Here is a 21,265-nt window from a genome sequence, read left to right as displayed (position 1 = left end):
GGCGCAAAGGCCGTATCAATCCAGGCGCTGGAACGATGCCGATTGCGCCTTGGGCCAGTACAGGCCGAACACGGGCGGCAGCTGCGGCAGCTGGCTCGGGTCGAGCAGCTGGCCCGCTTCCAGGAAGGGCAGCAGGGCCGACGCCAGCTTCACCTGGTTGGGCGAGATGCGCCGCACCAGGTGGTGCGGGCGCAGTTCCTGCGGATGCGCCAGGCCGGCGGCGGCGATCAGTTCGGCCAGCGCCTTCATGGTGTTCTGGTGGAAGTGCGCCACGCGCGAGATCTTGTCCGACACCACCAGTGCGCGCTGGCGCTGCGGGTCCTGCGTGGCCACGCCGGTGGGGCAGCGGTCCGTGTGGCAGCTTTGCGACTGGATGCAGCCCAGCGCGAACATGAAGCCGCGCGCCGAATTGCACCAGTCGGCGCCCAGCGCCAGCAAACGGGCGATGTCGAAGGCCGTGATGATCTTGCCCGAGCAGCCGATCTTGATGCGCTCGCGCAGGTTGGCGCCCACCAGGGTGTTGTGCACGAGCACCAGCGCTTCCTGCAGCGGCGTTCCCACGTGATCCGTGAATTCCAGGGGCGCGGCGCCCGTGCCCCCTTCGCTGCCGTCGACGACGATGAAGTCGGGTGTGATGCCCGTTTCCAGCATGGCCTTGACGATGGCGAAAAACTCCCATGGATGGCCGATGGCCAGCTTGAAGCCCGTCGGCTTGCCGCCGGACAGATTGCGCAGGCGGTCGATGAAGTGCAGCATTTCCAGTGGCGTGGAAAAGGCGCTGTGCGCGGCCGGCGAGACGCAATCCTCGCCCACCATCACGCCGCGCGTGGTGGCGATCTCGATCGTCACTTTCGGCCCGGGCAGCACGCCGCCGTGGCCCGGCTTGGCGCCCTGCGACATTTTCAGCTCGATCATTTTCACCTGCTCCGAGCTGGCGTTGGCGATGAAGCGTTCTTCCGAAAACGTGCCGTCCTGGTTGCGGCAGCCGAAGTAGCCGGAACCGATTTCCCATACCAGGTCGCCGCCGTTTTCGCGGTGGTAAGGGCTGATGCTGCCTTCGCCCGTGTCGTGCATGAAGCCACCGCTGCGCGCGCCGCCGTTCAGGGCCAGGATGGCGTTCGCCGACAGGGCGCCAAAGCTCATCGCCGAGATATTGAAGACGCTGGCCGAATACGGTTTGGCGCGCGGGCAGTCCGGGTGGTTGCCGATCTCGATGCGGAAGTCGTGGCCCGTCACCTTGGCGGGGGCGATGGAATGGTTGATCCATTCATAGCCCGCCTCATACACGTCGAGCTGGGTGCCGAACGGGCGCTTGTCCGTCTGCTCCTTGGCGCGCTGGTAGACGATGCTGCGCTGGCTGCGCGAGAACGGCGTCGCCTCGCTGTCGCTTTCCAGGAAATACTGGCGGATCTCGGGGCGGATGCTCTCGAAAAAGAAGCGGAAGTGCGCGAGGATGGGGTAGTTGCGGCGCAGGGCGCGCTTCGTTTGCAGCAGGTCGCTGATGCCGACCAGGGTCAGCGCGCCGGCCAGCACGGGCAGCCAGTAGTGATCGTAGTAAAACAGGGACAGGACAAAGATGGCTGCCGTCGCAATGAAGGTCAGGTAGCGAAATGGTACTAGGTGCATGGGCACTCCGGTGAAGTCAGACTGATAACTGATGAGTCTACCTTCGATTTGCGGAACGTGCTGGCGGGAAAGAACGCGGCGCCCGGCGGACGCCGCGTGGGTGCTTAGCGCTGAGCGGCGCGGATGCGTGCGACGCGTTCGGCGCTGGCCGGATGGCTCGACAAATAGGGTGTGCCCTCGTCCAGCTTGCCCAGGGCGACAAACACCTGCGCCAGGTGTTCCAGCGCGATGCCGTTCTGGCGCAGCATGGCGATCGCGTAGTCGTCCGCCTCGCGCTCGACGTCGCGCGAATATTTCAAGTCCAGCAGCAGCGGCGGCAAGGTCGCCACCACGGTCGATACGTCGCCGAACAGCAGCGCCGCGCCGGCGCCCACGGCCGAGGTCTGGATCAGGCGGCGCGTCAGGTGGCGCTGCTGCAAATGCCCCAGTTCATGCGCCAGCACGCCCATGATGGCGTCGTCGTCCGGCATCAGCTCCACCATTTCATCGGTCAGCACGATGTCGCCGGACGGCAGGGCAAACGCGTTCGGACCGATCTTGCTCTTGCGGAAAACGATGCGGTGCACGGGCGCGCTCTCGCCGGGCGTGGCCAGGCGCGCGAAGCGGGCGCGCAAGGCTTGCTGGCGCGCGCCATCGAGCTGGCTGGGCGCGAAGACATGGCGGTCCAGCATATCGAGCACGCCCTGGCCCAGCTGCCGTTCGACCGACTGCGGCAAGGCATACGCGATGCCCTTGGCCGCCAGCGGCAGCAGGTATTGATAGCTGAGCCACAGGGCCACGACGGTGGCCACGGTGGCCAGCAGGGCGCCGCGCCAGCTTTGCTGCAGCCGCACCACCCAGCCGTCGCGGTGGCCCGTGTCGTGCAGCATGTCGTTGAAGGCCGCCTGGTCGGCGATTTCCAGGTAGGCGCCATCGGCAAAGCTGATCTTGCGCACGGCGTGGCGGCTGCGTTCCGACACATGCAGCTCGCCCAGCGGGCAACTGCGTTCGATGTCGCCTGCCAGCACGGCCTGGCCATCGCGCACGCTGAGCGTGACGTGGTACAGGCGCGAGGTCTGGCCATCGAAATAGCGCGCGGGCACGCCGGCCGCGCCTGGCGCGTCGTGGTCGGGCGTCATGCTACAGCGACAGGTCGAAGTCCAGCAGGTCGACCATGCCTTCGCCCGTGGCCGACACTTGCTGCCCCGTGGCGGCGACAAACTCGTCCAGGCTGCCATGCACCAGCATCGAGGTCGCCTCCAGGCGGTACTTCAGCCAGCGCACGTGGGCGAATGGCGTAAACAGGCCCAGGGTGACGACGATGCCCAGCAGGTTGCTCAGCATGACGAAGGTGGTGCGGCCCCACGTCAGCTGCGACTGGAACTGGTGCTGCTGCAAGCGCGTATGGTTCCAGATCAGGTTCTGGATCATGGTCAGGAACAGCGGCAGCACGGTGAACGCCCACAGGTACAAGGCGCCGATGGCAAACAGCAGGCTGCCAATCTTGGTCTTGTCATTCGCATTGGCCGCGAACGAGGCGAACACGCTGCCGAAGACGACGAAAATCAGGACCAGCAAGCCGCCCAGCAGCAGCGCGAAGAACAGCAGATAGGTTTTATAGAAGCTGCCGACCGTGGCGTCAAAGCTGAAATGGGTGGCGCCGAAACGGCTTTGCGTGTGCTGGAAGCGCTTCAGGCGCTGGTGCAGGAAAGGCGTCATCAGGCCGCCCGTGAAGGTATTCAGGATGGGCAGCCACAGGAAGTACTTATAGGCTTCCCTGGCGCTGCCGCCGAAGCCGAAGCGGATGCCGCGGTAGCTGGTGTTGTACAGCTTGAATTGCAGGCTTTTCCAGACCAGCCACGGCAGGATGGCGGCCAGCAGCACGAACATCAGCAAGCCGACGATGGGCGAGACCTGGAAGGCGATGTTGTAGCCGGCGATCAGCACCACGGCGGCGATGCGGCCTTTCAGGATGGCCACGGCGTTGCCGTGATACTCGAAGCTGCCGCCGGCCAAATGGGTGCTGGAATAGAAATAGCGGTTGCGGCGCACCTTGGCCCAGGCGGAATAAATGCCCAGGGTGACAATGCTCAGCAGCAGGTTGACGATCCAGATACGGAAGTATTCGCTGCCGGTGGCGCTGAAGGTGATGGCTTCTTGTCTGGGAGGTGTGTTGTTTGCGTCGAAATCCACAGGGGTTTCCTTACTTATTGGAAACAAAGCACGATAAGGGAATCCTGAAAAGTTATCAATTGAAAATACTGTTTCTCGCAATTTTTCTTGCCGATCCGCTTGCGCCGACCCGATCCGACCGTCCCGGCTATACTGGAACTCAACCATTGCCTAACGGGAAAGCCATGATCGTCGTCCACCATCTGAATAATTCGCGCTCGCAGCGCGTGCTCTGGCTGCTCGAGGAACTGGGCCTCGACTACGAGGTCAAGCGCTACCAGCGCGACCCGAAGACCATGCTGGCGCCCGCCTCGCTGCAGGCCGTGCATGCGCTGGGCAAGTCGCCCGTGATCACGGATGGCGCCAACACCATCGCCGAATCGGGCGCCATCATCGACTATCTGGTCGAACGCTACGGCAATGGCCGCTTGATCCCGGCGGCCGGCACGCCGGACAAGCTGCGCTGGACCTACTGGCTGCACTTCGCGGAAGGCTCGGCCATGCCGCCGCTGCTGCTGAAACTGGTGTTCGACAAGGTCGAGTCGTCGCCGATGCCGTTTTTCGTCAAGCCGATCGCGCGCGGCATCGCCAGCAAGGTCAAGAGCAGCTTCATCATGCCCAATATCAACAGCCAGCTGGCCTACATGGAAGCGGAGCTGGAGAAAACCAAATGGTTTGCCGGCAATGAATTCACGGCGGCCGACATCCAGATGAGCTTTCCGCTGGAAGCGGCCGCCATGCGCGGCGGACTCGACGAGCGTTTGCCGAAGCTGACCGCGTTCCTGCAGCGCATCCACGCGCGCCCGGCCTACCAGCGGGCGCTGGAAAAAGGCGGGCCCTACGATTTCGCCAAATAAGGGGCATGCAAGCCCGATGTGCGGGGAACCATACGGTAAAATGCCCGATTCAACCAGCATCCACTTACCGCATGGCCAGACTCCTCGCTATCGACGGCTTGAATATCGTACGCCGCGTCTACGAAGCCAGTCCTGAACCCGATTCCGACCTGAAGGCGGAGATCGCGCTGCGCCATGCGCTGTCGTCGTTCCGCACCCTCATCAACGACCACGAGCCGACGCACATCCTGCCGGCCTTCGATTTCGGCGGCCCGACCTGGCGCCACGCCCTGTACGCCGGCTACCGCGAAGGGCGCCAGCCCATGCCGCAGGTGCTGCGCGACGCCTTGCCCGGCTTCTACGCCACCCTGGCCAGCTTCGGCATGCACGTCGTCAGCATTCCCGAGGTTGAGGCGGACGACGTGATCGGCACGGCCGTCATGCGCTGGCTGCACGAGGGGCGCGGCGCGGCCGTCATCGCCACCACCGACAAGGATTTGCATGGCCTGATCGCCCACGGCGCGCTGGTGTGGGACCACTTCAAGGGCGTCTGGCACGACCACGCCTGGGTCGAGAAAAAGTTCGGCGTGCCGCCGGAACTGCTGCCCGACCTGCTGGCGCTGATGGGCGACGTCACCGACAGTATCCCCGGCGTGTCGAAGATCGGCCTGAAGACGGGCGCGAAACTGTTGCGCGCCTACGGCAATATCGACGCCGTGATGGCCGGCGCGGGCATTTTGCCCGGCGCGCTCGGTGAAAGCCTGCGAAAAGAGCGGGAAATACTGTATCTTTCAAGAAAGTTGGTAGAACTCAAGACCGACGTCATTTTAGGCGTGACCTGGAACAAGCTGGCGTGGGAGAAGTAAGCGCCGGCGTAACACAAGAACAATCAAGCAAGGGATGTAATCATGATGTTAAAGACAGTCCTGATCGACAGCAGCGCCGTGGCGCGCGGCCTGCTGAACACGGTCCTGACCGATGGCGGCTACGATGTCTGCGGACAGACGCATACCAGCGCGCTGGGACTGGCGCTGCTGGTCAAGCACCACCCGCATTTCGTCTGCATCGCGCGCGAGCAGGTGGAGGATGGCAGCAACGTGGTGCAAACCATCCGCGCCCAGTATCCGAAGACGCTCATTTTCATGGTCTCGGGCGGCATCGACGCCGCCTCGCTGCAGGCGGCCCACGCCATGGGCGTGTCGGGCTTCATCGTGAAACCCTTCATGGCCGACACGGTCCTGAAAACCGTGCGCAACACCGTCATTGCCATGGTGCGCAAGCAGCAGGCACTTGCCGCTGCCGCACAAGGCAATTCCTAGACGCCAGCCAGGCCCGTCGCGCTGGCGATGATGCCGCCACCCAGGCACACGTCGCCGTCGTACAGCACGGCCGACTGGCCTGGCGTGACGGCCCATTGCGCCTGGTCGAACGCCAGGCTGAAATGTTCATTCCCATCAGGCAGCAGCTGGCACGCCACGTCGGCCTGGCGGTAGCGCGTCTTGGCGCTCAAGGCGCCCGCCTGCGGCGCCACGCCCGCGATCCAGCTGGCCTGGTCGGCCGTCAACGATGGCGACAGCAGCCACGGGTGGTCGTGGCCCTGCACCACCCACAGGGTGTTGTTGGCGATATCCTTGCGAGCCACATACCAGGCGTCGCTGCTGCCGTCGGCGTTCTGGTACGACTTCACGCCGCCGATGCCGATGCCCTTGCGCTGGCCCAGCGTATAAAAACTCAGCCCCACGTGTTCGCCCACCGTCTTGCCGTCGGCCGTCTTCATCGGCCCCGGCTTGTACGACAGGTAGCGGTTCAAGAATTCGCGGAACGGGCGTTCGCCGATGAAGCAGATGCCCGTCGAATCCTTCTTCTGCGCGTTCGGCAGGGCCAGTTGCTCGGCGATCTGGCGCACTTGCGTCTTCGGGATTTCCCCGAGCGGAAACAGGGTCTTCGACAATTGCGCCTGGTTCAGGCGGTGCAGGAAGTAGCTCTGGTCCTTGCTGGCGTCGACGGCTTTCAGCAGTTCATAGCGGCCCGCGTCCGTTGGCGCCTGGCGCACGCGCGCGTAATGGCCGGTGGCGATCAGGTCGGCGCCCAGGGTCATGGCGTGGTCGAGGAAGGCCTTGAACTTGATTTCGGCGTTGCACAGCACGTCCGGGTTCGGCGTGCGGCCGGCCTGGTATTCGCGCAGGAAATCGGCGAACACGCGGTCCTTGTATTCGGAGGCGAAATTGACGGCTTCGATATCGACGCCGATGACGTCGGCCACGCTGGCCGCGTCGATCCAGTCCTGGCGCGTGGAGCAGTATTCCGAATCGTCGTCATCTTCCCAGTTTTTCATGAACAGGCCGATGACTTCATAGCCTTGTTCCTTCAGCATCCATGCCGCGACCGAGGAATCGACCCCGCCCGACATGCCGATCACGACTTTCTTCTTGCTCATCTTGCTTTCCAGTGTACTTAATAATAATGCTATGCGCTGTTAAAAACGGACGCATGCGTGTGCAGCAGGGCCAGCGGCGCGCGCCGGCCCGCCAGGTATTCGTCCACGCACTGCAGCACCAGCGGGCTGCGGTGGCGTTCCTGGCACGCCGCCAGCTCGTCGCGCGTCATCCACAGGGTGCGGATGATGCCTTCGTCCAGCGGGCGGTCATGCTCGGCGCCGGCCGTGCCGCAAAAGGTGAAGCGCAAATAGGTCACGTCCTCGCCCGTGCGCTGTGACTGGTAGCGCGACATATACATGCCGACCAGTGCCGTGGGGATGAAATCGAAGGCCGCTTCTTCCAGCGTTTCGCGGATCACCGCCTGCTCCAGCGACTCGAACGGGTCGAGGTGGCCGGCCGGCTGGTTGAGCTTGATGCCTTCGCTGGTCTCTTCTTCAATCAGTAAAAACAGGCCGTCGCGCTCGACGATGGCGGCAACGGTGACAGAGGGTTTCCAGATTCTCGGCATGATTCCATCCTTGAAAGAGCCGACATTTTATCTTGTTCTGCGCGCGCGGTTTGAAGCCGGCCTTTTGTTGCGCGGACATATTGATAAATGACAACGTTTTAGCAAATAGCGGTGGGAGGTACTTACGTCTTTCCCTGGGAGCGCACTAGCATGGGGGCTTTGGCGGCAAGATGGCAGGAAGCGCCCGCTAATATAGGCTTTCCCTGTGGTCAAAACAAGCGCGCACGCTTGCCCGACTGTGGTGAGATTGACACAGCTTTCTCACAATATGGGCGCCGCGCCGCATGGTGAGACGAAGCGGGGGATGCTGGTGGAATTAGTGTCGTACGACTAAAAGTTGCTGGTTCACAAACGTTTAACGCGCTGCTTTCCGTGTTAGATTCTAGTCAGTTTATCAATTAGCGGAGGCATCATGAGGATAGGCATACCGGCCGAAACACGGCCTGGTGAAACACGGGTGGCAGCGACGCCCGAGACAGTCAAGAAGCTGGCAGCCAAACATCAGGTCGTCGTGCAGTCGGGAGCGGGCCTGCAGGCGTCGATTCCCGACGACGCCTATGCCGCCGCCGGCGCGCAGATCGGCGGCGCCCAGGAAGCCTATGGCTGCGCCATCGTGCTCAAGGTGCGCGCGCCCGATGCCGAAGAACGGGCCTTGATGGCCAGCGGCACGGTGCTGATCGGCATGTTGAACCCGTTTGACGCGGACAATATCGCCGCCATGGCCACGGCCGGCCTGTCCGCCTTCGCGCTGGAAGCCGTGCCGCGCATCACGCGCGCGCAGTCGATGGACGTGCTGTCGTCGCAGGCCAACATCGCCGGCTACAAGGCCGTGCTGGTGGCGGCGAATACCTACCAGCGCTTCATGCCGATGCTGATGACGGCGGCCGGCACCGTCAAGGCGGCCCGCGTGCTGATCATGGGCGTGGGCGTGGCAGGCTTGCAGGCGATCGCCACGGCCAAGCGCCTGGGCGCCGTCATCGAGGCGTCCGACGTGCGCCCGCCCGTCAAGGAACAGGTGGAGTCGCTGGGCGCCAAATTCCTCGACGTGCCTTTCCTCACCGACGAAGAAAAGGAAATCGCCAAGGGCTCGGGCGGCTATGCGCGCGCCATGCCGGCCGACTGGATGCGGCGCCAGGCCGAACTGGTGCATGAACGGGCGAAACTGGCCGACATCATCATCACCACCGCCCTGATCCCCGGCCGCGCCGCGCCCGTGCTCATTTCCGAAGAGACGGTGAAAGCCATGAAACCGGGCTCCGTCATCGTCGACCTGGCCGTGGAGCAGGGCGGCAACTGCCCGCTGTCGGAACTGGGCAAGACGGTGCTGAAGCACGGCGTCTACATCGTGGGCGAGCCGAACCTGGCGACCCTGGTGGCGGCCGACGCCTCGGCCCTGTATGCGCGCAACGTGCTGGACTTTTTAAAGCTCATCATCGACAAGGACGACCAATTGCTGATCGACCGCGAGGATGAAATCATCAAGGCCAGCCTGGTGTGTGCAGGCAGTGAAATCTTACGTAAATAACGCGGCGCCGGAGAGAACAACATCATGGAAATCAGTCACACCATCACCAACCTGATCATCTTCGTGCTGGCCATTTATGTCGGCTACCACGTCGTCTGGACCGTCACGCCGGCGCTGCATACGCCGCTGATGGCCGTCACCAATGCCATTTCCGCCATCATCATCGTCGGCGCCATGCTGGCGGCCGGCCTGACGCAAGGCCCGCTGGCGCAGGCGGCCGGCACCCTGGCCGTGGCCCTGGCCGCCGTCAACGTGTTTGGCGGCTTCCTCGTCACGCAGCGCATGCTCGAGATGTTCCGTAAAAAAGAACCGAAGGCCAAGCAAGGAGCAAAAGAATGAGTCACGCCATGAGCTTCGTCACCATGAACCTGGTGACGATGATGTACCTGATCGCCTCGGTGTGCTTCATCCAGGCCTTGAAAGGCCTGTCGTCGCCCTCGACGGCGCGCCGCGGCAATGTCTTCGGCATGAGCGGCATGGCCATTGCCGCCGTCACCACCGTGGCGCTGATCCTGAAACTGAAGGAACAGCAAACGGGCGGCATGGGCTTGAGCCTCGTCATCGTCGGCATCGTCACGGGCGGCGCCATCGGCGCCTACCTGGCGAAGACCGTGGAAATGACGAAGATGCCGGAACTGGTGGCGGCCATGCATTCGCTGATCGGCCTGGCGGCCGTCTGCATCGCCGTGGCGGCCGTGTCCGAGCCGTGGGCCTTCAATATCGCCAAACTGGGCGAGGCGCTGCCCATCGGTAACCGCTTCGAGCTGTTCATCGGCACCTTCGTCGGCGCCATCACCTTCTCCGGTTCGGTGATCGCCTTCGGCAAGCTGTCGGGCAAATACAAGTTCCGCCTGTTCCAGGGCGCGCCCGTCAGCTTCAAGGGCCAGCACATGCTCAACCTGGTGCTGGCGCTGGTGATGGTGGGCCTGGGCCTGGTGTTCTGCTTCGCCGACGGCGTGGAGCCAGCCTGGACGCCGTTCATCGTCATGACCGTCATCGCCTTTGCGCTGGGCGTCTTGATCATCATTCCGATCGGCGGCGCCGACATGCCGGTGGTGGTGTCGATGCTCAACAGCTATTCGGGCTGGGCCGCGGCCGGCATCGGCTTTTCGCTGAATAACTCGATGCTGATCATCGCCGGTTCGCTGGTGGGGTCCTCGGGCGCGATCCTGTCGTACATCATGTGCAAGGCCATGAACCGTTCGTTCTTCAACGTCATCCTCGGCGGCTTCGGCGGCGATGCGCCGGCGCAAGGCAGCGCGGGCGCGCAGGAACAGCGTCCCGTGAAATCGGGTTCGGCCGACGACGCCGCCTTCATCATGGGCAATGCGGAAACCGTCATCATCGTGCCCGGCTACGGCCTGGCCGTGGCGCGCGCGCAGCACTCCTTGAAGGAACTGGTGGAAAAGCTCACGCACAAGGGCGTCACCGTCAAGTATGCGATCCATCCCGTGGCCGGGCGCATGCCGGGGCACATGAACGTGCTGCTGGCCGAGGCGGAAGTGCCGTACGACCAGGTCTTCGAGATGGAAGACATCAACGGCGAATTCGGCCAGACGGACGTGGTGCTGGTGCTGGGCGCGAACGACGTCGTCAATCCGGCGGCGAAAGACCCGAAATCGCCGATCGCCGGCATGCCGATCCTGGAAGCCTACAAAGCCAAGAGCATCATCGTCAACAAGCGCTCGATGGCGTCCGGCTATGCGGGCCTGGACAACGACCTGTTCTACCAGCCGAACACGATGATGGTGTTTGGCGACGCCAAGAAGGTGATCGAGGATATGCTCAAGGCAGTTGAGTAAGGCAATGCCTTAGTCAACTGAAGATGGCCCGCCTTGCGCGGGCCGTTTTTATTGGCTGGCCGCCGCCGCGACGACCTGGTTGCGTCCCTGGTGCTTGGCCGCATACAGGGCCTTGTCGGCATCCGATATGGCCGCGTCCAGGCTGGCGCCTTGCACCAGTTGCGCCACGCCGATGCTGATGGTGACGTGCAGCGGACCGCCGTCGGGCAGCACGGTGACGGCCGCCGCCACGGCCGCGCGGATGCGTTCGGCCACCTGGTGCGCCTGCTGCAGGCTGGCGTCGGGGAACAGCAGGCCGAACTCCTCGCCGCCGAGGCGCGCCGCCACGTCGGTGATGCGTCCCGTGTCGCGCAGCGCCTGCGCCACCGTGCGCAGCACGGCGTCGCCCACGGCATGGCCATAGCGGTCGTTGATCTTCTTGAAGTGGTCGAGGTCGGCCACGCCCACGCTCAGGGCGGCGCCGTTGCGCGCCGCGCGCGCCATCGCCTGCGCGGCCTGCGCTTCATAGGCGCGCCGGTTCGGCAGCGACGTCAGCGCATCGTGCAGCGCCTGTTGTTCCAGCTGCGCCAGCAGGCTGGCGTTTTTCGCCGCCAGTTCGCGCCGCTCGCGCACGTCGAGCAGGAAGGCGCCGAAATAGCGCATGCCGCCGACCACGCCCAGGTCCAGCGCCTTCATTTCGATGGGGATCATCTGCGTGTCGCGGTGGCGGATGGCGAATTCGCGTATCTTGCCCAGCACGCTGGAAGTGCGCGAGCTGCGGATGTAGTTGATCACGTGCTTGTCGTGCTGCGCGCCGACGGCGTCGGGCAGCAGGCCGTTCAGGGTCTGGCCCAGCAACTCCCCGCTGGCATAGCCAGACAATGCCTGCATGGCGCCATTGATATAGCGGATGCGGCAATGTTCATCGATGATGATGACGGCGTCGAGGGAATCTTCCAGCAGGCGGGAAAAGAGTACTTCGGGAAGTGCGGCAGGCGGTGCTGCGGTCAAAGCATCTGTCATGGAACGGTCGCCGAAAGCCAGGTGACAGCCATTGTCGCATCCGCGGGCCGTTTACTCCATGCCGGATATCTCGCCTGTTTCTTTTTCGCCCGTGCCCTGATCACCGAGGTTCAGCGGCGGCCGTACATCATCAGCTCGGCGAGCGTCTTGCGCGCCGGGCTGACAACGTCCAGCAAACCCAGCGACAGTCCCAGCAAGCCTTGCGTGGGCGCGCTGCCCGTGAAGATGCGCGCCATGGTGTCGGTCACGCGCACGGTCAGTCCGCGGTCGGCCTGGCGCAGGCTGGCGTAGCGTTCCAGCCCGGCCGGGCTGCTGTCCTGCGCCAGCACGCGGGCCAGCACGGCGGCGTCGCGCAAGCCCAGGTTCAAGCCTTGTCCCGCCACCGGGTGCAGGGTTTGCGCCGCATTGCCGATGGCGACCGTGCGCGCCGTGCCGTTCGCCTGCGCGTTCAGGCCCAGCGGATAGGCCAGGCGCGCCGTCGCGTGGCTAAAGCGTCCCAGGCGGCTGCCGAAGGCGGCGCCCAGGCGCGCCAGGAAGGCCGCGTCGTCCAGCGCCAGCAACTGCTCGGCGCGCGTGGGCGGCACGCACCACACCAGCGCGTAGCCGTCGTCCTGCGGCAGCAGCGCCAGCGGGCCTTCGTCGGTGAAGCGCTCATACGCGCGGTGCGCGATGGGGCTAGTTACGCGCACGTGGGCGATGATGGCGCTTTGGCCATAGTCGCGGCTGACGGCGCGTTCCGGCTGCTGGCCGAACAGGCCGCCCTCGGCCTGCACCAGCAGGCTGGCGCGCAAGCTGGACGCGGCGCCGGCTTGCTCTATCTGCACGCACACGCCATCGGCGTCTTCGCAGCTAGCAGTCACCAGGGCCGGGCGCAGGCTGGCCACGCCCAGGCGCTCGCACACGTCGGCCAGCGCGCTGACGACGGCGCCGTAACGCGCCACGTAGCCGAGCGCCTCGACGCCATGCTCGCCGCGCTCCATCAGGCTGCGCCCGAACTGGCCGCGGCGCGAGACGTGAATCTGGTGGATAGGCGTCGCTGCCACGGGCCAGGCGCCCGCCTCCTCGAGAATCTGGCGGCTGCCGTGCGACAGGGCGATGGTGCGCGGGTCGCGCCTGGCGTGGTCGAGGGATTTGGCGTCGAGCAGGGCGATGCCGGCGGCGCGGCTGCCCCGCTGCGCCAGCAGGGCGGCCAGCGCCATGCCGACGGGGCCGGCGCCGCAGATGGCGAGATCGAAAGTGGACGGTGTTTGCATGCGGCGGCGTTAATCCTGTGACATCAGTTGTTCGATTTCAGCGACGCTTTTTGGCGCCGTGCTGAAGACTTCATGGCCTTGCGGCGTGACCAGCACATCGTCCTCGATGCGGATGCCGGTATGCCAGAACTGCTCCGGCACGCCCGCGCTCGGGCGCACATAGATGCCCGGTTCCACCGTCAGCACCATGCCTGCTTCGAGCGGACGCCACGGCTTGCCCGGCGCGGTGGTGTCGCGGTAGGCGCCCACGTCGTGCACGTCCATGCCCAGCCAGTGGCTGGTGCCGTGCATGTAGAACGGCACATAGCTCTTGTCGGCGATGACGTCCTGCGCGTTGCCGCTTTTCTGGCGGTCCAGCAGGCCCAGGTCCAGCATGCCCTGCGCCAGCACCTGCACGGCCGCTTCGTGGATGGCGCTGTGCGGCAAGCCGGGGCGCACCATATCCAGCGACGCCTGCTGCGCCGCCAGCACCAGTTCATACAGGGCCCGCTGCGGCGCGCTGAAACGGCCGTTGACGGGCCAGGTGCGCGTGATGTCCGAGGCGTAGCCATCGAGTTCGCAGCCGGCGTCGATCAGTACCAGCTGGCCATCCTGCAGGACGGCGTCGTTGGCGCTGTAGTGCAGGATGCAGGCGTTGCCGCCACCGGCCACGATGGAGGAATATGCGGGAAACTGCGCGCCGCTGCGCCGGAATTCGTACAGCAGCTCCGCTTCCAGCGCGTATTCGTGCATGCCGGGCCGCGTGGCGCGCATGGCGCGCACGTGGGCCGCGCTGGAGACGGCGGCCGCGCGGCGCATCAGGCCTTGTTCTTGCGTATCCTTCAGCAGGCGCATGGCGTCGAGCATGCCGTTGATGTCATGCGCGATGGCGGGCGCCGTGACGCCGCTGCGGGCCTTTTGCCGCACGTTGTGCCGCCAGACCTTGACCTGTGCATCGAGGCTGCCGCCCAGCGCATAGTAGATGGCGGGCGCGTCGGCCAGCAGGCGCGTCATTTCCACGTCGAGTTCCTCGATGGGGAAGGCGCCGTCAAAACCGAAGCTGGCGCGCGCCGCCTCGGGGCCGTGGCGGAAGCCGTCCCAGATTTCCCGTTCCGTGTTCTTGGCGCGGCAAAACAGGATGGCGCGCGCCGGCGCCGTGGCGCTGGCGGCCACGAGGGCCACGGCGCTGTCGGGTTCAGTAAAACCGCTCAGGTAATAGAAATAGCTGTCGTGGCGATACGGATAATCGCAATCGCTGTTGCGCGGCACTTCGGGCGCCGTGGCGAGGATGGCCACGCTGCCCGGCAGCATCTGCGCCAGCAGCGCCGCGCGCCGTGCCGCGTAATTGGCCATCATGCCGCGGGCGCCTTCGTGCCGGTGCTGGCGACGCCGTTAAGCACGTCGAGCTGCGCCGGCGTGCCCACATTCGTCCACTCGCCAGTATAGACTTCGCCGCCCACGCGGCCCAGGTCCGCGTACTGGCGCAGCAAATCGCCCAGCTTGGCGTGGCTGCCGGGTGTGATGCCGTCGAACATCTCGGGACGGTACACGCCGATATTGGCGAAAGTCCACTTGGTGTCGTCCGTATTGTTGATCGAGAACAAGGTCAGGCCGAAGTCGCCCTTGGGATGGAAGTCGGGATTGGGCACCAGGTACGTCCAGGCGATGTCGCGCTGGTCGGCCGGATATGGCGTGCCCAGCACATCCTTGTCGGCCAGCACGTCGAGTACCTGCTTGAAGTCGAAATACGGGCAATAGATGTCGCCGGAAATGGCGAGGAAAGGTTCCTCTCCCAGCAAGTGGCGCGCCTGGGCGATGCCGCCCGCCGTTTCCAGCGGCGTGGTCTCGGGCGAATACGCGATGCGCGCGCCATACGCGCTGCCGTCGCCCAGGGCTGCCTCGATCAGATGGCCCAGGTGGGAATGGTTGATGACGATGTCCGTGATGCCGGCGCGCACCAGGTTCAGCACATGCCAGACGATCAGTGGACGGCCGCGCACTTTCAGCAGCGGTTTGGGACAGGTATCGGTAAGCGGACGCATCCGTTCACCGCGGCCTGCGGCAAAGATCATGGCTTTCATGGTGGAACTCGTTTTCTGTGCAATAAGTGAAAGGCGGGGCCGTGGCCCCGCAGCGGACGGGTCAGGTGCGCCGATTAAAAAGTGTAGCCGACTTGCGGCGTTTTATTTTCGAGGGCATCGAGCAGACGCACCAACGGCTTGAGTTCCGTATAGCGGTTGGCTGTCTTGCGCACGTAATCGAGCACGGTTGGCAGGTCGCCCATGTACAGGTCCTTGCCATCGCGGTAATTCAGGCGCGCGAACAGGCCGAGGATTTTCAGGTGGCGCTGCAGGGCCGTGAATTCGAAATCGCGGTAGAAGGCGTCGATGTCGGGATTCACGGGCAAGCCCAGCTGCTTGGCCCGCTGCCAGTAGCGGATCACCCAGTCGAGCACCAATTCCTCATCCCACTGGATATACGCGTCGCGCAGCAGCGAGGCGATGTCGTAGGTGACGGGGCCGAAGACGGCGTCCTGGAAGTCGAGGATGCCGGGATTGGGGAGCGAACCGTCGTTGATATGCATCAAATTGCGCGAATGGTAGTCGCGGTGCATGAATACTTGTTGCTGCGACAAGATGTTCGCCGTGATGGCTTCGAAGACCTTGTCCAGCTGGGTTTGTTGCACATCCGTCAAGGTGGCGCCCAGGTGCTTGCCGATAAACCATTCCGGGAACAGATGCATTTCGCGCAGGATGAAGGCGCGGTCGAATTCGGGCAAGACGTCGGGCTGGCTGGCCAGCTGGATTTTCATCAGCGACTCGAGCGCTTCGGCGTACAGCACGCTGGCGTTATCATGGTTCAGGGCGTCGAGGTAGGTGGTCGTGCCCAGGTCGGAGAGCAACAGGAAACCGTTGTCCAGGTCTTGCGCGATGATCTCGGGCACGGACACGCCGGCGCCTTTCAGCAAGCCGGCGACCTTGACGAAGGCGGGCACGTTTTCGCGCTCGGGCGGCGCATCCATGGCGATCAGTGTACTTCCTGGCAATTTTTCATTGCCAGGCAGCACGTCGAGACGGTAGTAGCGGCGGAAGCTCGCATCGCTGGAAGCGGGGCGGGCGGATTCGGGCGCGACGAGGTTCAGCGGGGCCAACCAGGCTTTCAACAGGGTCAGGCGAGCGTCGGCGGAGGCCGGCGCGGCAGGGGAATGGGGGGAGAATGACATTAAGCGGCCTGTGGAATCGGGTTGATGGTGCAGATTCCCATATAATAAGGGATTCAAATCAAAAAATCGCCTGTCATGGTGCTTGCCCCTTCCAATTCATGAGCTGGTTTTCGGCCTCCCCCCCTTCGCAGCGCTGGGCTTTCGCCATCAGCGCGCTCGTCGCCGCCACGACGGTGCCTGTCCACGCCCAGAAAGCGCCACGCCCGGTGCATGTGGAAGATCCCGACGCGCCCACCGTCATGACGGCGAACAGCATGAACGGACGCCCCGAAAGGGAGCTCAATCTCGATCAGAATGTGGTGATTGAGCGCGGAAAAACCACAAAAATGACGGCCGATACAGCTTGTTACAAACAAGTTGAAGATGAGTTCGACGCCGAGGGCCACATCAAGATGTGGCGTTTCGGCGATTACTACACGGGTGACGTCTTGAAGCTGAACATGGAGACTGGCAAGGGTTTCCTGCTCAATCCGACGTACCGATTCGCCGTGGGTGGCGGCCAGGGCAAGGCCGAGCGCGTCGACTTCATCAATCCCGACGAAGCCAATGTCATCGACGGCACCTACAGTACTTGCGAAGGACCGAATCCGGACTGGTACCTGAAATCGAGCACCCTGAACCTCGATACGGGCCGCGACGTGGGCACCGGCAGCAAGACCATCATCTATTTCAAGGACGTGCCGATCCTGGGCACGCCGGGCATCTCGTTTTCGCTGTCGGGCGCGCGCCGCTCGGGCTGGCTGGCGCCCACGCCGGGCTTTGCCTCGAAGAACGGTTTCGAGCTGCTGATGCCGTATTACCTGAACATCGCGCCGAACCGCGACCTGACCCTGTTCCCGCGCTATATACAGCGGCGCGGCATCCAGCTTGGTGCGACGGGCCGCTACATGGGCGAGACGGATGCAGGCTTGTACCAAGGGGAGACGTCGTTTGAGTTTTTGCCTAACGACAAGCAGACCAAGACCAACCGCTACATGATCAAGTCCAAGCATGAGCAGGCGCTGGCCAAGGGCTGGAGTTACAGCTGGGATTTGCGCGAGGCGTCCGACAATAATTATCCGAACGATTTTTCGAAAACCGTCGCCACCGCCACCGAGCGCCAGTTGCTGCGCGAATTGCGCACCGATTACCGCACCGAGGACTGGAGCCTGACGGCGCGCGTGCAGAATTACCAGGTGCTGCAGGACCCCGATCCCACGGTGGTCGTGCCGCGCCCGTATGACCGCTTGCCGGCGGTGAACTTCCACGCTGGCAAATACGACGTCTGGGGCGGCTTCGACTGGACCTTCGACGCGGAAGCGACGCGCTTCGCCCACCCGACTCTGGTGCAAGGGTCGCGCCTCGTGGCCGTGCCGCAGGTGAGTTTCCCCATCCTGCGCCCTGGCTACTTCATCACGCCCAAGCTGATGCTCAATGCCAGCGCGTATCAGCTCGACAACGACGCCAGGACCAAGGCGAAGTTTGCGGAGACGTCGTTTACGCGCGCCGTGCCGACCTTCTCGGTCGACAGCGGCCTGGTGTTTGAACGCGACACGAATCTGTTTGGCGCCAAGGGCGGCACGCAAACCCTGGAGCCGCGCCTGTTCTACGTCTACACGCCGTACCGCGACCAGTCGCAATTTCCGAAATTCGATACGGCTGCCGGTACCTTCAACCTGACGCAGATCTTCACGGAAAACCGTTTTGTCGGCAGCGACCGCATCGGCGACGCCAACCAGGTCACGGCCGCCCTGGTATCGCGTTTCCTGCAGTCGGACGGCACGGAGCGCATGCGCCTGACCTTCGGCCAGCGTTTCTATTTTGCCGACCAGCGCGTGCAACTTGATTCGACCACGCCCGTCAACCAGTCGCGTTCGGATATCCTGCTGGCGGCAACGGGCCGCGTGTCCGAGACTTGGACCGCCGACAGCCTGGTGCAGTACAATCCCAGCGATCGCCAGTTAATGAGCTACAACTACACCCTGCAATATCAGCCTGGTGCCAAGAAAGTACTGAATTTCAGTAACCGTTTCCAGCGTGGCGTCCTGCGCAATGCGGAAGTGTCGAGCCAATGGCCGTTGACGGACCGCCTGTATGGCGTGGGGCGCATCAGTTACTCCTTGAAGGATCGCAGCATGCTGGAAAGCCTGGTCGGCCTGGAATACAAGGGCGACTGCTGGGTGTTCCGCATGGGCGCGCAGCGTTTCGTGACGACGACCAAGACGGTCTCGACGCCGATCTTCTTCCAGCTGGAATTGACGGGCTTGTCGAATGGCCTGGGTCTGGGCGCGAATGGCCTGGAAACTTTTACAAAAACCATCCCTGGTTACCAGACAGTGAGCCAGCCACTCCGTTAAGATAGGCACCGTTGCCGCCGCCGGCGTTCCCGGCGCTGGCACCAACCGGTTTTTTTATTCACCTGAACTCATGAGCGCTCTACACATTATGCGTAATGCCAGTATGCACCAACTCAAAATTGCAACGGTCTTGTTGTGCGCCATTTCCGGCGCCACGACCAGTAGTGTCTGGGCGCAACAGGCTGCGCCAGCGCCTGCGGCCAAGCCCGCTGCCGCCGCGCCAGCGCCGGCCAAGGGGTTCACGCCCCCCGCGTCGAGCAGTGGCCGGACCATCGACTCCATCGCCGTCGTCGTCAATGACGAAGTGATTACGCGCAATGAAGTGGCGGCCCGTATCAAGAGCGTGGAGCAGCGCATGAAGGCGCAGAACGTGCCCTTGCCCGATCCGGCCGACCTGCGTCGTCAATTGCTGGAGCGCATGATTGTCGAGCGCGCACAAATGCAGCTGGCCAAGGAAATGGGCGTCCGCGTGGATGACCTGACCCTGGACCGCGCCATCGGTCGTATTGCTGAACAGCAAAAGATGACGGTGCAAGAACTGCGCAACCAGATGGAAAAAGAAGGCACGCCGTTTGCGACCTTCCGCGAAGAAATCCGCGATGAAATCATCATGCAGCGCCTGCGCGAGCATGAAGTCGACGCCAAGATCCAGATTTCCGATTCCGAAGTGGATAACTTCCTGGAAGCGGAAAAAGCGGCCGCCAGCGAACAGGTGGAGCTGAACCTGGCGCAAATTCTCGTGCGCATTCCGGAAAACTCCAGCCCCGAACAGATCGCCGCGCGCCGCGCACGCGCCGAAGAAGTCAGCCGCCAGTTGCGTACGGGCGCCGATTTCGCCAAGATGGCCGCCACCTATTCCGACGCCAGCGATGCGCTGAGCGGCGGCGATATTGGCTGGCGCAACAGCGACCGCCTGCCGCCCCTGTTCACGGAGCAATTGCTGAAATTGAAGCCGGGCCAGATCACGCCTATCATCAAGAGCAACACGGGCTTCCACATCCTCAAGCTGGTGGACCGCCGCAGCGCCGCCGAGGCGCAAGCCGTCGCCGCCGTGCAGCAGACGCATGCGCGCCATATCTTGCTGAAGGTAACACCGACCCTGTCGGCGGCCGAAGCCAAGCGCAAATTGCTGGAACTGAAAGAGCGCCTCGATAACAAGGCCGCCAAGTTCGAAGACCTGGCCCGCTTGTTCTCGAACGACGGTTCGGCGGCCAAGGGCGGCGACCTGGGCTGGCTGTATCCAGGCGACACCGTGCCGGAATTCGAAACGGCGATGAATGCGCTGAAACCGGGCGAAGTGAGCCAGCCGATTGAATCGAGCTTTGGCTTCCACTTGATCGAAGTGTTGGAACGCAAGAGCGACGACGTCTCGAAAGAGAAGCAGCGCGCCGCCGCCCGCAACGCCTTGCGCGAACGCAAGCTGGAAGAAGCGACGGAAAACTGGGCGCGTGAAGTGCGCGACCGTGCCTACGTCGAATTCCGCGCGGATGACCAGTAATGCCGCTGATTCATTGCGCATGAGTAACTTGCCCCTTGCCCGCCGCCCGGCCATCGCCATCACTTGTGGCGAACCGGCCGGTGTCGGCCCGGAAATTTCGATCCGCGCCGCCTGGGCCATGCGGCATGAGGTCAACTGCATCTTGCTGGGCGACGCCGCCTTCCTGGCGCTGACGGCCAGCCTGATCGATCCGGACATCCGCCTGGCGGCGTTGTCGCTGCAAGCCGTGCGCAACAGCGGCCTGCCCCAGTTCGGCCCAGGCCGCCTGGCCGTGATCGATATTCCCACGGTCAACAATGTCATTCCTGGCGTGCTGGACAAGGAAAACGGGCGTTCCGTGCTCGCCACCCTGGACGCGGCCGTGGAAGGCATCGCCGCCGGCTGGTTTGGCGCCATGGTCACGGCGCCCTTGCAAAAGAGCACGATCAACGACGCCGGCGTGGCCTTTTCCGGCCATACGGAATACCTGGCAGAAAAAACCAACACAGCGCAGGTGGTGATGATGCTGGCCGGCGAACCCGGCCATGGCGAACCGACCCTGCGCGTGGCGCTGGCCACCACGCATCTGCCATTGAAGGACGTGTCCGCCGCCATCACCCTGGACAGCCTGGCCGTCACCCTGGACATTCTCCAGCGCGACCTGCAACGGAAATTCGGCATCGCCGCGCCGCGCATCCTGGTCACCGGCCTGAACCCGCACGCGGGCGAGGGCGGGTATCTGGGACGCGAGGAAATCGATGTCATCGCCCCGGCGATTGCCGCGGCACAGGCGCGCGGCATCGATGCGCGCGGGCCGTATCCGGCCGACACCTTGTTCCAGCACAAATACCTGGCGGACGCCGACTGCGTGCTGGCCATGTACCACGACCAGGGCTTGCCCGTGCTGAAATACGCGACCTTCGGGCGCGGCATCAATATCACGCTGGGCTTGCCGCTGATCCGCACCTCGGTCGACCACGGCACGGCGCTGGACCTGGCCGCGCAAGGGTTGGGCCTGGCCGACGGCCACAGCATGGAACACGCGCTGCAAACGGCGCTCGACATGCTGCTCGCCAGCACCGCCGCCTGATACCCACCGGTTTTACCCC

19 protein-coding genes are annotated in these 21,265 nt (G+C 63.9%); 9 read left to right on the top strand and 10 right to left on the bottom strand.

Features of this window, described 5'->3' with window-relative positions:
* Positions 1-15: 15 nt before the first annotated feature.
* From J0O65_RS01750 to J0O65_RS01740, 3 genes are all read right to left on the bottom strand, one after another.
* On the bottom strand, positions 16-1,626 hold the full coding sequence (locus J0O65_RS01750) for an FMN-binding glutamate synthase family protein (RefSeq protein ID WP_215403487.1): 1,611 nt from the start codon (positions 1,624-1,626) through the stop codon (positions 16-18).
* Positions 1,627-1,730: 104 nt separating this feature from the next.
* Positions 1,731-2,744 (bottom strand): M48 family metallopeptidase, encoded by a 1,014-nt coding sequence (locus J0O65_RS01745; protein ID WP_215403486.1) that lies wholly within the window; start codon positions 2,742-2,744, stop codon positions 1,731-1,733.
* Position 2,745: 1 nt separating this feature from the next.
* A complete protein-coding gene (locus J0O65_RS01740; protein ID WP_353056142.1) occupies positions 2,746-3,798 on the bottom strand; it encodes a YjgN family protein in 1,053 nt (350 codons plus the stop codon).
* 164 nt (positions 3,799-3,962) lie between these two features.
* Between J0O65_RS01740 and J0O65_RS01735 the strand changes: the two genes are divergently transcribed.
* From J0O65_RS01735 to J0O65_RS01725, 3 genes are all read left to right on the top strand, one after another.
* A complete protein-coding gene (locus tag J0O65_RS01735) occupies positions 3,963-4,634 on the top strand; it encodes a glutathione S-transferase (protein WP_215403482.1) in 672 nt (223 codons plus the stop codon).
* Positions 4,635-4,705: 71 nt separating this feature from the next.
* Positions 4,706-5,479 carry a 5'-3' exonuclease gene (locus tag J0O65_RS01730; protein ID WP_215403481.1) on the top strand — a complete coding sequence of 258 codons (774 nt, stop codon included), beginning with the start codon at positions 4,706-4,708 and terminating at the stop codon, positions 5,477-5,479.
* A gap of 45 nt (positions 5,480-5,524) precedes the next feature.
* Complete coding sequence (locus J0O65_RS01725; protein WP_034779039.1) at positions 5,525-5,932, top strand: response regulator; 408 nt, start codon at positions 5,525-5,527, stop codon at positions 5,930-5,932.
* Here J0O65_RS01725 and mnmA read toward each other — a convergent pair.
* A complete protein-coding gene (mnmA, locus tag J0O65_RS01720; protein WP_215403479.1) occupies positions 5,929-7,050 on the bottom strand; it encodes a tRNA 2-thiouridine(34) synthase MnmA in 1,122 nt (373 codons plus the stop codon). The two genes, J0O65_RS01725 and mnmA, sit on opposite strands and share 4 nt — an antisense overlap.
* Positions 7,051-7,079: 29 nt before the next feature.
* The gene (locus J0O65_RS01715; protein WP_152250675.1) at positions 7,080-7,559 is read right to left on the bottom strand and encodes an NUDIX hydrolase; all 480 of its coding nucleotides are present in this window, start codon (positions 7,557-7,559) and stop codon (positions 7,080-7,082) included.
* Between the two features lie 412 nt (positions 7,560-7,971).
* Here J0O65_RS01715 and J0O65_RS01710 point away from each other — a divergent pair, with 412 nt between their 5' ends.
* Genes J0O65_RS01710 through J0O65_RS01700 form a run of 3 tightly spaced genes read left to right on the top strand, consistent with a single transcriptional unit; the run spans position 7,972 to position 10,886 of the window.
* Complete coding sequence (locus tag J0O65_RS01710) at positions 7,972-9,084, top strand: Re/Si-specific NAD(P)(+) transhydrogenase subunit alpha (protein ID WP_215403477.1); 1,113 nt, start codon at positions 7,972-7,974, stop codon at positions 9,082-9,084.
* Between the two features lie 24 nt (positions 9,085-9,108).
* Positions 9,109-9,423: an NAD(P) transhydrogenase subunit alpha part 2 gene (locus J0O65_RS01705; protein WP_035822749.1), complete on the top strand. Its 315-nt coding sequence runs from the start codon at positions 9,109-9,111 to the stop codon at positions 9,421-9,423.
* Positions 9,424-9,431: 8 nt separating this feature from the next.
* Positions 9,432-10,886, top strand: coding sequence for an NAD(P)(+) transhydrogenase (Re/Si-specific) subunit beta (locus J0O65_RS01700; protein WP_215403657.1), 1,455 nt, complete (start codon positions 9,432-9,434; stop codon positions 10,884-10,886).
* Between the two features lie 48 nt (positions 10,887-10,934).
* Here J0O65_RS01700 and J0O65_RS01695 read toward each other — a convergent pair whose 3' ends face one another.
* The 5 genes from J0O65_RS01695 to J0O65_RS01675 form a co-directional block, all read right to left on the bottom strand.
* Complete coding sequence (locus J0O65_RS01695) at positions 10,935-11,888, bottom strand: GGDEF domain-containing protein (RefSeq protein ID WP_215403475.1); 954 nt, start codon at positions 11,886-11,888, stop codon at positions 10,935-10,937.
* A 110-nt stretch (positions 11,889-11,998) separates the two neighbouring features.
* Positions 11,999-13,141, bottom strand: coding sequence for a UbiH/UbiF/VisC/COQ6 family ubiquinone biosynthesis hydroxylase (locus tag J0O65_RS01690; protein ID WP_215403473.1), 1,143 nt, complete (start codon positions 13,139-13,141; stop codon positions 11,999-12,001).
* A gap of 9 nt (positions 13,142-13,150) precedes the next feature.
* The gene (locus J0O65_RS01685) at positions 13,151-14,473 is read right to left on the bottom strand and encodes an aminopeptidase P N-terminal domain-containing protein (RefSeq protein WP_215403655.1); all 1,323 of its coding nucleotides are present in this window, start codon (positions 14,471-14,473) and stop codon (positions 13,151-13,153) included.
* On the bottom strand, positions 14,473-15,201 hold the full coding sequence (murU, locus tag J0O65_RS01680) for an N-acetylmuramate alpha-1-phosphate uridylyltransferase MurU (RefSeq protein ID WP_215403471.1): 729 nt from the start codon (positions 15,199-15,201) through the stop codon (positions 14,473-14,475). The genes J0O65_RS01685 and murU overlap by 1 nt, the downstream gene beginning before the upstream one ends.
* A 74-nt stretch (positions 15,202-15,275) precedes the next feature.
* Positions 15,276-16,343 carry an aminoglycoside phosphotransferase family protein gene (locus tag J0O65_RS01675; RefSeq protein ID WP_215403469.1) on the bottom strand — a complete coding sequence of 356 codons (1,068 nt, stop codon included), beginning with the start codon at positions 16,341-16,343 and terminating at the stop codon, positions 15,276-15,278.
* Between the two features lie 98 nt (positions 16,344-16,441).
* On the opposite strand from J0O65_RS01675, the gene J0O65_RS01670 reads away from it, so the two are divergent.
* From J0O65_RS01670 to pdxA, 3 genes are all read left to right on the top strand, one after another.
* The gene (locus J0O65_RS01670; RefSeq protein WP_215403467.1) at positions 16,442-18,679 is read left to right on the top strand and encodes an LPS-assembly protein LptD; all 2,238 of its coding nucleotides are present in this window, start codon (positions 16,442-16,444) and stop codon (positions 18,677-18,679) included.
* A 103-nt stretch (positions 18,680-18,782) separates the two neighbouring features.
* On the top strand, positions 18,783-20,177 hold the full coding sequence (locus tag J0O65_RS01665) for a peptidylprolyl isomerase (RefSeq protein WP_251373223.1): 1,395 nt from the start codon (positions 18,783-18,785) through the stop codon (positions 20,175-20,177).
* 19 nt (positions 20,178-20,196) lie between these two features.
* Complete coding sequence (pdxA, locus tag J0O65_RS01660; RefSeq protein WP_251373221.1) at positions 20,197-21,246, top strand: 4-hydroxythreonine-4-phosphate dehydrogenase PdxA; 1,050 nt, start codon at positions 20,197-20,199, stop codon at positions 21,244-21,246.
* Positions 21,247-21,265 lie beyond the last annotated feature (19 nt).

Origin of the sequence: Janthinobacterium sp. JC611, assembly GCF_018682595.1 — a bacterium.
Lineage (GTDB): Bacteria > Pseudomonadota > Gammaproteobacteria > Burkholderiales > Burkholderiaceae_D > Janthinobacterium.
This window is presented reverse-complemented; position numbering and strand designations above follow the sequence as displayed.